A 13559-nucleotide genomic window follows, 5' to 3' on the forward strand; every position below is an offset into this window, starting at 1 on the left:
TTCCTATGAGTCGAAACGTTTTTACCTACATGACACAGACGTGGCTGATGGCGACGCTGATGATGATTACCGGAGAAGCAAGCATGGCAAGCAGCCTCAGACTCGAAGAACCCTCGGTATTTGCCGGTCAGTGGCAGGCGACGCTGAGCACTCGCGAAGACACCGCTGAAGCGCAAAAGCTGCAAGACAAACCCTCCAATACCTGCGCTGTAGAACTGGCACTGAACCAGACTGTCGGGGAGGGCGCCGAATGCCTCGCGGCCTGGCTGGAAGAAACGCCCATCGGTTGGTTTCCCGACCCGGACGGCATTTCCATCACCGGCAAGGAAGGTTCAAGAATCCAGTTTTTCAGCCGACAACGTGACGGGCATTATCTGGCTACTCTGAAGTCGGGCCTGGTCATTACCCTGGAGCGCAAGACGCCATAGTTGTAATTACCAAGTAGGCGACAGGTTTTTATATAAGGCGCTGCTGTGTGGTTATAAGCAGCTGTCTTCAAAACAACTGCGCCGCATTAAATCGCGGAAGTTGTTATGAAATTGTAAGTACCCACAAAAAAAGCAAATTCCGGGATTGTCCGGATAACTAATTTGAAGTCTCGTCAATGATCGACGGGAGATATCTTTCAGGACGAATCGATGAAGATGGCGAAGGCCCCAGCCACCGCTCCCTTATTCAAGGCATTGGGCGACTATAAAAGCATTCTGATCAGCGTCGGCTGCTTTACTGCACTGATAAACGTGCTGATGCTGGTGCCGTCGATTTATATGCTGCAAGTCTACGACCGGGTACTGTCCTCGCAGAACGAAACCACCCTGGCGATGCTGTCGCTGATGGTCGTCGGTTTCTTTGCCTTCATCGGCCTGCTGGAAGTGGTGCGCAGCTTTATCGTGATCCGTATCGGCAGCCAACTGGAGCGCCGTTTCAACCTGCGGGTCTATCAGGCTGCATTCGAACGCAACCTGTTCAAGGGCGAGGGCAACGCCGGGCAATCGCTGGGCGACTTGACCCACATTCGCCAATTCGTCACCGGGCCTGCGTTGTTCGCCTTTTTCGATGCGCCATGGTTCCCGGTTTATCTGTTCGTGATTTACCTGTTCAACGTCTGGCTTGGCGTCCTCGCCACGGCCGGCGCGGCGTTGTTGATCGCCTTGGCCTGCCTCAACGAATACATGACCAAGCAGCCGCTGGGCGAAGCCGCCGGTTTCTCGCAGAAATCCAGCCAGTTGGCCACCAGCCATCTGCATAACGCCGAAACCATTCAGGCGATGGGCATGCTGGGTTCGTTGCGCAAGCGCTGGTTCCAGGTGCATTCACGCTTTCTGGGTCTGCAGAATCAGGCCAGTGATACGGGGGCGGTGATCAGTTCGCTGAGCAAAACCTTGCGCCTGTGCCTGCAATCACTGGTGCTGGGGCTCGGTGCGTTGCTGGTGATCAAGGGCGACATGACCGCCGGGATGATGATCGCCGGTTCGATTCTGATGGGCCGCGTGTTGAGCCCGATCGATCAGTTGATTGCCGTGTGGAAACAGTGGAGCGGGGCGAAACTCGCTTACCGTCGTCTCGATGCGCTGCTGCAAGCCTTCCCGCCAAGCGATGACGCCATGGCGCTGCCGGCGCCGAAAGGCCAGATCACCTTTGAACAGGTCAGCGCCGGCCCGCCGGGGCAACGCGCGGCGACCTTGCACATGGTCAATTTCAATCTGGGCGCAGGTGAAGTGCTGGGCGTACTCGGTGCTTCCGGTTCGGGTAAATCGACCCTCGCCCGTGTGTTGGTCGGCGTGTGGCCGACCCTCGGTGGCACGGTGCGACTGGACGGTGCAGATATTCACCGCTGGAACCGTGATCAGCTCGGGCCGTACATCGGCTACCTGCCCCAAGACATCGAGCTGTTCAGCGGCAGCATCGCCGAGAACATTGCGCGTTTCAGTGAAGCCGATCCGCAGAAAGTCGTGGCCGCCGCGCAACAGGCCGGCGTCCACGAAATGATCCTGCGCCTGCCGCAAGGTTACGACACGCAATTGGGCGAGGACGGCAGCGGTCTGTCCGGCGGCCAGAAGCAGCGCGTGGCACTGGCGCGGGCCATGTACGGCACGCCAAGCCTGGTGGTGCTGGATGAACCCAACTCCAACCTCGACACCGTCGGCGAAGCGGCACTGGCCAGCGCCATCGCGCAGCTCAAGGCCCAAGGCACCACGGTGGTGTTAGTGACGCACCGCTCTTCGGTGCTGGCCCAGGCCGATAAATTGCTGGTGCTCAACGACGGCCGTTTGCAAGCCTTCGGTGCCAGTCAGGACGTGCTCAAGGCGCTGTCCGGCGCCGCCAACGAGCAACAACGCGAGAAACCTGCGCAAGCACCGGGCGGGCTCAGCATGAGCCGGCAGTACCAGCCCACGACAAGGAATTCGGGTGTATGAGCAGCGCAAGCATGAACACTGAAAACGAAGCGAGCATGGAACACGCCTACGTCGCCGAACGCCCCGAGCGTGATGCGAAATTCTTCGCCCGCATGGGCTGGATTCTGGCGATTGTCGGCGCCGGCAGTTTCTTTACTTGGGCCGCGTTGGCGCCGCTGGATCAGGGTATTCCGGTGCAGGGCACCGTGGTGGTCACGGGCAAACGCAAAGCCGTGCAGTCGATGAGCAGCGGTGTGGTCAGCCGGATTCTGGTGCGCGATGGCGAGATCGTGAAGCAGGGGCAGCCACTGTTCCGGCTCGATCAGACCCAAGTCGCCGCCGATGTGCAATCGCTGCAGGCGCAGTACCGCATGGCGTGGGCGAGCCTGGCGCGCTGGCAGGCCGAGCGCGACAACCTCAAGCAAGTGACCTTTCCCGCCGAGTTGAGCAATGACCCGGACCCGCGTCTGGCGCTGGTCCTGGAAGGTCAACGGCAGTTGTTCAGCAGCCGCCGCGAAGCGTATTACCGCGAGCAGGCCGGATTGCGTGCCAGCATCGAAGGCGCCACCGCGCAACTGGCCGGCATGCGCCGCGCACGCACCGACCTCAATGCCCAGGCAGACTCGCTGCAACAACAGTTGAGCAACCTGCAACCGCTGGCTGACAACGGCTACATCCCGCGCAACCGCTTGATGGAATACCAGCGCCAACTCTCGCAAGTGCAGCAGCAGTTGGCGGAAAACACCGGTGAAAGCGGTCGAGTGGAGCAAGGCATTCTTGAGTCGCGCCTGAAGCTGCAACAGCACGGCGAGGAATATCAGAAGGAAGTGCGCACGCAACTGGCCGACGCGCAGCTGAAGAGCGTCACCCTGTCCGAGCAACTGACCTCCGCCGGTTTCGACCTGCAACACAGTGAGATCGTCGCCACTGCTGACGGTGTCGCGGTCAACCTCGGCGTGCACACCGAAGGCGCCGTGGTGCGTCAGGGCGAAACCTTGTTGGAGATCGTTCCGCAAGGCACCACCCTGGAAGTCGAGGGGCATTTGCCGATCAACCTGATCGACAAGGTCGGTCCGCACTTGCCGGTGGACATCCTGTTTACCGCGTTCAACCAGAGCAAAACCCCGCGTGTACCGGGTGAAGTCAGCCTGATCTCCGCCGACCAGATGGTCGATGAGAAAACCGGCGTGCCGTATTACGTGTTGCGCAGCAGCGTTAGCGATCAGGCTATGGAAAAACTCAACGGTCTGGTGATCAAGCCCGGCATGCCCGCAGAAATGTTCGTGCGCACGGGCGAACGTTCACTCCTCAACTATCTGTTCAAACCGCTGCTCGACCGGGCCGGCTCTGCGCTGACCGAAGAATAAGGATGTTCGGCTGTATGAATAAGCTTTCCATGCTCGGGGCGGCATTGATGCTGCTCGCGAGTCACTCGGTAGTGGCGGCCATGGGGCCGTTCGAGATTTACGAACAGGCGTTGCGCAATGACCCGGTGTTCCTCGGCGCAATCAAGGAACGCGACGCTGGCCTGGAAAACCGTGCCATCGGCCGCGCCGGGCTGTTGCCGCGCATCGGTTACACCTACAACAAGGGCCGCAACACGTCGAAAGCGACTTCCCTTGATGACCGCGCGCGCAATCGCACTGAAGACCGCAATTACAGCAGTTATGGCTCGGCGTTGACCCTGCAACAACCCTTGCTCGATTACGAAGCCTACGCGGCGTATCGCAAGGGTGTGGCGCAGTCGTTGTTCGCCGACGAGAACTTTCGCGGCAAGAGCCAGGAACTGCTGGTGCGGGTGCTGGACAACTACACCAAAGCCTTGTTTGCCCAGGACCAGATCGACATCGCCCAGGCGAAGAAGAAAGCCTACGAGCAGCAGTTCCAGCAGAACGAGCACATGTTCAAGCAGGGCGAGGGCACGCGCACCGATATCCTCGAAGCCGAATCGCGCTATGAGTTGGCGACGGCCGAGGAAATCGAGGCGCGCAATGAACAAGACGCGGCGCTGCGGGAATTGGGCGCGCTGGTGGGTGTGCCAGCGGTGGATATCGCTGATCTGGCGCCGCTGGATCAAAACTTCCAGACCTTCGCGCTGATGCCGGCCAACTACGACACGTGGCACGAAATGGCGATCAGCAATAACCCGAATCTGGCCTCGCAACGTCAGGCCGTGGAAGTGGCGCGTTACGAAGTCGAGCGCAACCGTGCCGGGCATCTACCGAAAATCAACGCCTACGCCTCGATGCGCCAGAACGAATCGGAAAGCGGTAACACCTACAACCAGCGTTACGAAACCAACACCATCGGCCTCGAAGTGAGCGTGCCGTTGTACGCCGGTGGCGGGGTGTCGGCTTCGACGCGGCAAGCCAGCCGCACCATGGAACAGGCGGAGTATGAACTGGACGGCAAGACCCGCGAGACGCTGATTGAACTGCGTCGTCAGTTCAGCGCCTGTTTGTCCGGGGTAAACAAATTGCGCGCTTACCAAAAGGCGCTGACCTCGGCGGAAGCGCTGGTGGTGTCGACCAGGCAAAGCATTCTCGGCGGCGAACGGACTAACCTCGACGCGTTGAACGCCGAGCAACAACTGTTCACCACCCGCCGCGATCTGGCGCAGGCGCGGTACGACTATCTGATGGCGTGGACCAAATTGCATTACTACGCCGGGACCTTGAATGAACAGGATCTGGCGCGGGTGGATGAGGCGTTTGGCGTTGCTCATCGTTGATGGGCAGGCCTTGAGACCGCCCCTCACCCTAACCCTCTCCCGGAGGGAGAGGGGACTGATTGGGGGATGCTTGAGAGATGCACCGACCTGAACGTACGGTGCTGAATCCATAATCGACCGGAATGTTCAGGTCGGCGAAAAACGCATGACAGCGCGGTCGGTGAAGGAATGAATAGGAAGAGTTACACGGTCCTGAACGTGGTGCTGAATCCATAATCGATTCGGTATTTCAGGTCGATGTATAGCTCAAGACAGCGCGGTCGGCTCCCTCTCCCTCTGGGAGAGGGCTGGGGTGAGGGCTTCAGGCAACACCGTAGAAAAACCTGCATAAAACAATAAAAGAGAGTGGTGAACATGGAAGTACGCATCAAGTCGATTTCGGTCGGCACCCTGTTGCTCGCAGTCTCCGTTTCCCAGGCCCAGGCACAGTACCTGGAAGTCGGCAAACCCGGCGATCCCGCCAGTTGGCGCAGCGCCGAGTTCCTGCGTGACTGGGGTCTTGAGCGCATGCAGGCCGACCAGGCCTACGCTGCCGGCATCACCGGCAAAGGCGTGAAAATCGGCGCCCTCGATTCCGGCTTTTACGCAGCCCATCCCGAGTTCGCCACTGACCGCTATCACCCGGTGTTGACCAGCGGAAGTTACGTCGATGGATCACCGTTCAACGTCGACGGCACCCTCAACGCCAACAACGATTCCCACGGCACCCACGTCGTCGGCACCATGGGCGCCTCCCGCGATGGCACGGGCATGCATGGCGTGGCGTACAACGCGCAGATCTACGTCGGCAACACCAATAAGAGCGACAGTTTCCTGTTCGGCCCCAATCCCGACCCGCGCTATTTCAAAGCGGCCTACGACGCACTGGCTGATGCCGGCGTCCGCGCCATCAACAACAGCTGGGGCAGTCAACCGCCGGATGTCAGCTATCGCACACTGGCCGATCTGCACGCCGCTTACGCCCAGCACTGGAACAAAGGCACCTGGCTCGACGCCGCTGCCGACGTGTCGCGACGCGGCGTGATCAACGTGTTCAGCGCCGGCAACAGTGGCTACCCGAATGCCAGCGTGCGCTCGGCACTGCCGTACTTTCAGCCGGATCTTGAAGGTCACTGGCTGGCCGTGTCCGGGCTCGATCAGAGCAATCAACAGAAGTACAACCAGTGCGGCCTCGCCAAATACTGGTGCATCACCACGCCGGGGGCGAAGATCGACAGCACCATCCCCGACGGTGGCTACGCGATCAAGTCCGGCACCTCGATGTCGGCGCCGCACGCCACCGGCGCGCTGGCGCTGGTGATGGAGCGTTACCCGTACATGAACAACCAGCAGGCGCTGGAAACCCTGCTGACCACGGCCACGCAACTCGACGGATCAGTCACTGACGCGCCCACCGAGCGGGTCGGCTGGGGCGTGGCCAACCTGAACCGGGCGATGCGCGGGCCGGGCCAATTGCTCGGCGCGTTTGACGCCAATCTGGCGGCCAGGCAGAGCGATGTCTGGAGCAATGACATCTCCGACAAGGCACTGCTTCAGCGCCAGAGTGAAGACCTCGCCGAACACTCAGCGTGGCAGCAGACCTTGCAAGACAAGGGCTGGCAAAACGGCGTTGCGGCCGGCGCCAGTCAGCAGGATCAGACCGATTACGCCATCGGCACGGCGCGTGATGCGGCAGCGGCGACGCGGGTTTATCAGGGCAGCCTGATCAAATCCGGCGCCGGACGCCTGTACCTCACCGGGGATAACACCTTCCGTGGTCCGACCACGGTCAATGGCGGCTTGCTGAGCGTCAACGGTGCGCTGGCTTCGGCGGTCACTGTCAATGACGGCGGCACGCTGGGTGGTTCCGGGCGGATCGCTGCGCTGACGGCCAACACTGGCGGTCGCGTGGCGCCGGGCAATTCCATCGGCACCTTGAACGTGGCGGGCGACGTTCACTTCGCGCCGGGTTCGACTTACGCCGTTGAGCTGTCGCCTACCAGCAGTGACCGCATCGTTGCCGGCGGCAGCGCCAGCGTCAGCGGCGCCACCGTCAGTCTGTCGCTGGAAAACAGCCCGACCTTGCTCAGCACCGCCGAGACGCAAAGCCTGCTCAGTCGTCAGTACAACATCCTGCAAGCGGCCGGAGGCATTCAGGGCCAGTTCGCTGCCGTGCTGCCGAACTATCTGTTCATCGGCGGCAACCTCGACTACACCGCCAACGGCATCCAACTCGATATCGAACGTAACGCGAGTACGTTTGCCAGCGTCGGCCAGACCCCGAATCAGCGCTCGGTCGCTGCTGCGGTCGAGGGCCTGGGCGCCGGCAACGCAGTCTACGAAAGCGTGCTGCTGTCGGCAGACGCCGCCTCCGCGCAACAAGCGTTCCAGCAACTGAGTGGCGAGATTTACCCGGCCCTGGGTTCGATGCTGATCAACGACAGCCGTCAATTGCGCGATGCCGTGGGCGAACGCCTGCACGATGCCTCGGCAACGCAAAACAACGGCTGGATCAAGGCACTGGGCGCCTGGGGCACGACTGATTCAAGCCACGACACGGCGGGTTACAGCACCTCGCTTGGCGGCTTGCTGGCCGGTGTCGACGGCGCTCTGGACGAGCAGACGCGCATCGGTCTGGTTACCGGTTACAGCGACAGTTCACTGAGCATGGGCTCGGGCACGCACTCGTCGGCCAAGGTCGACAGTTATCACCTCGGCGCTTATGCCGGGCATGAAATCGGTGCCTGGCGCTTGAGCACCGGCGCGGCTTACAGCTGGCACCGCGCCGATGTGAAGCGTGATCTGCAATACGCCAACGTCAGCGCCAAACAGAAAGCCAAGGTCGATGCCGCCACGACCCAAGTGTTCGGCGAAGCGGCCTATCGACTGCACCTGCAACCATTGGTGCTGGAGCCGTTCGCCAATCTCGCTTACGTGCATGTGGACACTGAAGGCTTGACCGAGAAGGGCGACGCGGCGGCGCTGAAAAGCTCCGGCGATCAACGTGACGCGGTGCTGAGCACCCTCGGCGTGCGGGCGATCAAGACGTTCAACCTGGCGAATCAGCAGTCGCTGGATGTCAGCGGCCACCTCGGCTGGCAGCACAGCTTGAGCGACATCGAATCTGAACAGCATCTGCGTTTCGCCAGCGGCGGCGCGCCTTACAGCGTGGAGAGTTCGGCGCTGGTGCGCGATGCCGCGCTGGTCGGCGTGCAGGCCAGCCTGGCCTTGAGCAAAGACGTGCGGGTGAACCTTGATTACAACGGACAACTGGCCAGTCGCGAGAAGAGCCATGGCGTTGGGTTGAGCCTGAACTGGCAGTTCTGAACCACGGATTCACGGCTGCTCACATAGCTGTGGCGAGGGGATTTATCCCCGATGGGGCGCGAAGCGGCCCCCTGCGGTCTCTCAAAATACCGAGTTGATTGATCGTTCCCACGCTCTGCGTGGGAACGCAGCCCGTGACGCTCCGCGTCACTGAACGCAGAGCGTCCCTGGAGGTATTCCCACGCGGAGCGTGGGAACGATCAGGATTTTTCGCAACATAACTAAGGAAGGTCGCTGGATGAATAACAATAAAACCCCCGCGCAAACGGGTGGCCGCTTTGCCCTCAAAACACTGACTTGCGCCGTGTTGTACGCGCTCACCACCTGGGGCACGGCACACGCCGCGCCTTACGTGGAAAACGGTCGTACGGGCGATCCGTCAAGCTGGCGCAGCGCCGAGTTCCAGGCTGACTGGGGCCTGGGCGCCATTGGTGCCGATCACGCTTACGCCGCTGGTTACACCGGCAAAGGCGTGAAGCTGGGGATTTTCGACCAGCCGGTTTACGCCGCACACCCGGAGTTCTCCGGCAGCAACAAGGTCATCACCCTGGTCACCAGCGGGATCCGCGAATACACCGACCCGTACATCCCGGTCAAAGCCGGGGACGCGTTCCGTTATGACGGTTCGCCCTCGGTCGGTTCCGACGGCAAACTCGGCGCCCACGGCACCCACGTCGGCGGTATTGCGGCGGGCAGTCGTGACGGCGGGCCGATGCACGGCGTCGCGTTCGGTGCGCAAATCATCAGCGCCGACAACGGCGACCCGGGCCCGGAGGACGGCATCGTGCGCGGTAACGACGGCGCGGTGTACAAGGCCGGTTGGGATGCACTGATCGCCAGTGGCGCGCGGATCATCAACAACAGCTGGGGTATCGGCATCACCGACCGTTTCGACCTTGGCGGTCGCGACCCGGCGTACCCGCACTTCACCGTCAACGACGCGCAGGTACAGTTCAACGAGATCCGCACGCTGCTGGGCACCAAACCCGGTGGAGCCTATGACGGGGCGATCGCCGCCGCACGCAGCGGTATCGTCACGATCTTTGCCGCCGGCAACGACTACAACCTCAACAACCCGGACGCCATCGCCGGCCTCGGCTATTTCGTTCCGGAAATCGCGCCGAACTGGATCACCGTCGCCGCGTTGCAGAAGAACCCGGATCTGGCCAGTGCCAACCCTTACATCATGAGTACGTTTTCCTCGCGCTGCGGCTACACCGCGAGCTTCTGCGTCTCGGCACCGGGTACGAAAATCTTCAGCTCGATCATCGAAGGCACCAACGCCGACAACCTGACCACCGGCTACAAAAATTACAACGGCACGTCCATGGCCGCGCCGCATGTGGCCGGTTCGATGGCGGTGCTGATGGAGCGCTTCCCGTACATGACTGGCGAGCAGGTCGCCACCGTGTTGCGCACCACCGCGACCGACCTCGGCGCACCGGGCATCGACGCTTTGTACGGCTGGGGCATGATCAATCTGCGCAAGGGCATTGATGGCCCGTCGATGTTCGTCACCGAGCAGGATATTCCCGAGGAATTCCGTGTGCAGGGTGCCTATGGTTCCGGGCAATTTGTCGCCGATCTGCCGGGCATCGGCGCGATCATCGATCAGGGCAAACCGACCGAGCGCGTGTGCACCGACATCACTTGCGGCCTCGACACTTGGCGCAACGACATTTCCGGTCACGGTGGCCTGACCAAACAAGGCATCGGCACCCTGGTGCTGACCGGCAACAACACCTATAGCGGCCCGACCCTGGTCAATCAGGGACGCCTGGCCATCAACGGTTCGCTGGCCTCGGCCGTCACCGTGAATGATGGCGGTATCCTCGGCGGCAACGGCCACATCGGCGCGCTGTCGGTGAGCAAGGGCGGCACCGTGGCCCCGGGCAATTCGATCGGCACGATGAACGTCGCCGGTGACGTGACCTTCGCGCCGGGTTCGACCTACGCGGTGGAGCTGTCGCCGACCAGCAGCGACCAGATCATCGCTACCGGTAAGGCTGTGATTGAAGGCGCGACAGTCACCATGTCGCTGGAAAACAGCCCGACGCTGCTGACCACCAACGAAGTGCAAAGCCTGCTCGGCACCCAGTACAACATTCTGCAAGCGGCGGGCGGTATTGAAGGGCGCTTCGGGCAGGTGTTGCCGGATTACGCGTTCCTCGGCGGTACGCTGGCGTACTCGGCAAACGGCATTCAACTGGCGGTGGGTCGTAACGACGCCTCGTTCGCCAGCGTCGGCCTGACCCCGAACCAGCGTGCCGTCGGTGCCGCTGCCGAGCGTCTCGGCGCCGGCAATGCGCTGTTCGAAACCCTGCTGCTGTCGCCAAACGCGGCGTCGGCGCAACAAGCCTTCCAGCAACTGTCCGGCGAGATTCATCCGGCCATCGGCACAATGCTGATCAACGACAGCCGTTACCTGCGTGAAGCGGTGGGCGAGCGCCTGCGTGAGCGTGATCTGTTCGACGCCGGTGCGCCGACCGATGATCGCAGCAACGCTTGGGTCAAGGTGCTGGGCGCCTGGGGCAAGAGCGATGGCGGGCATGACAATGCCGACTCCAACAGCTCAATCGGTGGCTTGCTGGCCGGTGTCGACGGCTTGATTGCTGAAGATACGCGTCTGGGTTTCGTTACCGGTTATAGCGACAGCTCGTTGAGCATGGGCAGTGGCACGCATTCGTCGGCGTCCGTCGACAGTTACCACTTGGGTGCGTACCTGGGGCATGAAATCGATGCCCTGCGCCTGACTGCCGGTGCCGCGTACAGCTGGCATCGCGTGGATGTGAAACGTGACCTGCAGATTGGGGACATCGGCAGTAAACAAAAGACCAAACACGATGCAGCGACGACCCAAGTGTTCACCGAAGCGGCTTACGATCTGCGCCTGCAACCGATGAATCTGGAACCGTTCGCCAACTTGTCGTACGTGCATTTGAACACCGAAAGCTTCACCGAAAAGGGTGATGCGGCGGCGCTCAAGGGCGGCGAAGACAACCGCGATGTGGTGCTGTCGACCCTTGGCGTACGCGCCAAGCGCACCTTTGCACTGTCGGAAAAACATCAGCTGGAACTGGGCGCAAGCCTGGGCTGGCAGCACAACCTGAGCAGCGTCGATGCTGACAGCCACCTGGCGTTCGCCAATGGCAACAGCGCGTTCACTGTGCAGAGTGTGTCGATGGATCGTGATGCGGCGGTGGTCGGCGTGCGCGCCGGGCTGGCGCTCAATCGCGATGTCCGGGTCAACCTGGATTACAACGGACTGATCGGTAACAACGAGAAGGACCACGGTGTGGGTCTGACCCTCGACTGGCAGTTCTAAAGGAGGGTGCTGGCAGTTCCAGAAGGGACTGCCAGCACTGATTTGAAGGAAGAGAGAGCACAACATGGGACTGTTCGATTACAAAAATGCCGATGGCAAAGCGTTGTACAGCGATGCCATCGCCCTGACGCTGTATGCCTACACGCCGACCGGGCAAGCCTTGCCGGGCACCGCGTGGAAACCGGTCAGTGCGACGGCGCTGGGTTATCAGGGCAAGGTCGGTACGCAGGGCACGTTCTTCGGTGAAAAGGACGGCTTCACCAGCGCCGAGGCCGAAGTGCTCGGCAAGTACGACGCTGCCGGTAAGTTGATCGGTATTGGCGTAGCCTTTCGTGGCACGGGTGGGCTGGGTTACAGCGACACTTTCGGTGACATGAAGAACAATTTGCTGGCGGCCATCGGGCCGTCGGATTACGCGACTCAATACGCGAAAAACGCCTTCGACAATCTGCTCAAGGCAGTCGCGGCGTTTTCCCTCGCGCACGGCATCGCGGCCAAAGACGTGTTGATCAGCGGCCACAGCCTCGGCGGGCTCGGGGTCAACAGCGTGGCCGAGTTGAGCGCGAGCAACTGGGGCGGCTTCTTCAAGGATGCCAACTACGTGTCCTTTGCCTCGCCGACCCAGAGCAGCACCGGCAACAACGTGCTGAACATCGGTTACGAGAACGATCCGGTGTTCCGAGTGCTCGACGGCACCACGTTCAGCACCGCTTCGATGGGCAAGCACGACAAGCCGCACGATTCGAGCACTGACAACATCGTCAATTTCAACGACAACTATGCGTCGACTGCGCAGAACCTCGTGCCGTTCAGCATCGTCAACCCGCTGAACTGGTCGGCGCACAGCTCGCTGGGTTATGCCGACGGTTTGAATCGGGTGATCGATTCGAAGTTCTACGGCCTGACTCACAAGGATTCGACAATCATCGTCTCCAACCTTGAAGAAGCGTCGCGGGGTAAAACCTGGGTCGAGGACCTGGGCCGCAGCGGCGAGCCGCACACCGGCAGCACCTTCATCATCGGCACGCAAAGCAGCGACTGGCTCAAGGGCGGGGCGGGCAACGACTTCCTCGAAGGCCTGGGCGGCGATGACCGTTTCCGCGATGACGGCGGTTACAACATCCTCCTCGGCGGTCAGGGCCACAACACCTTCGAATTGCAGAAACCACTGCAGAACTTCAGCTTCGCCAACGACGGTGACGGCACGCTGTATGTGCGCGACGCCTACGGCGGCATCAGCATGACCCGCGACATCGGCGCGCTGGTGAGCAAGGAGTCGGGTTCGTGGTGGGGCAGCAAGGAAATCACCTGGGGCGTCACGGCCAAGGGTTTGACCAATGGCAGCGAACTGACCCAGTACAACCATTCGCTGAGCGGCGATGGCTACGGCAACGCACTGCACGCCACGGCCGACGGTGACTGGCTGTTCGGTCTGGGTGGCGACGACAAGCTGATCAGTGACAAGAGCCATGTGACCTTTGTCGGTGGCGCCGGCAACGACGTGATGACGGCGGTGGGTGGCAACAACACCTTCCTGTTCAGCGGCGCCTTCGGTTTCGATGCCATCAACGGTTATCAGGGCAGCGACAAACTGGTGTTCATGGGCGTCGAAGGCGCGGGGCAGGGCTACGACTACAAGCAGCACACGTCGCAGGCCGGCAGCGACACCGTGCTGAAGATTGGCGAGTATGCCGTGACGCTGGTCGGGGTTGGCGTGGCTAACCTGTCGGACTCGAGTTTCGTTTTCGCTTAGTCACTCCTTAATGCAAACCCTGTAGGAGTGAGCCTGCTCGCGATAGCG

The 13559-nt window shown here is 61.4% G+C and carries 7 protein-coding genes; all 7 read left to right on the top strand.

What is annotated here, in order from left to right; all coding sequences use genetic code 11:
• Positions 1-5 precede the first annotated feature (5 nt).
• The gene (locus KI231_RS13705) at positions 6-428 is read left to right on the top strand and encodes an AprI/Inh family metalloprotease inhibitor (RefSeq protein ID WP_213028585.1); all 423 of its coding nucleotides are present in this window, start codon (positions 6-8) and stop codon (positions 426-428) included.
• A gap of 210 nt (positions 429-638) precedes the next feature.
• Positions 639-2417 (top strand): type I secretion system permease/ATPase, encoded by a 1779-nt coding sequence (locus KI231_RS13710; RefSeq protein WP_213028586.1) that lies wholly within the window; start codon positions 639-641, stop codon positions 2415-2417.
• Entirely contained in the window at positions 2414-3763 is a 1350-nt protein-coding gene (locus KI231_RS13715) for an HlyD family type I secretion periplasmic adaptor subunit (RefSeq protein ID WP_213028587.1), read from the top strand. The genes KI231_RS13710 and KI231_RS13715 overlap by 4 nt, the downstream gene beginning before the upstream one ends.
• 2 nt (positions 3764-3765) lie before the next feature.
• The gene (locus KI231_RS13720; RefSeq protein WP_103304954.1) at positions 3766-5127 is read left to right on the top strand and encodes a TolC family outer membrane protein; all 1362 of its coding nucleotides are present in this window, start codon (positions 3766-3768) and stop codon (positions 5125-5127) included.
• A gap of 354 nt (positions 5128-5481) precedes the next feature.
• Positions 5482-8433 carry an autotransporter serine peptidase EprS gene (eprS, locus tag KI231_RS13725; protein ID WP_213028588.1) on the top strand — a complete coding sequence of 984 codons (2952 nt, stop codon included), beginning with the start codon at positions 5482-5484 and terminating at the stop codon, positions 8431-8433.
• Positions 8434-8671: 238 nt separating this feature from the next.
• The gene (locus tag KI231_RS13730) at positions 8672-11758 is read left to right on the top strand and encodes an autotransporter serine protease (protein ID WP_213028589.1); all 3087 of its coding nucleotides are present in this window, start codon (positions 8672-8674) and stop codon (positions 11756-11758) included.
• A gap of 64 nt (positions 11759-11822) precedes the next feature.
• Complete coding sequence (locus tag KI231_RS13735; protein WP_213028590.1) at positions 11823-13511, top strand: polyurethane esterase; 1689 nt, start codon at positions 11823-11825, stop codon at positions 13509-13511.
• Positions 13512-13559 lie beyond the last annotated feature (48 nt).

Origin of the sequence: Pseudomonas sp. Seg1 (genome assembly GCF_018326005.1) — a bacterium.
GTDB lineage: Bacteria > Pseudomonadota > Gammaproteobacteria > Pseudomonadales > Pseudomonadaceae > Aquipseudomonas.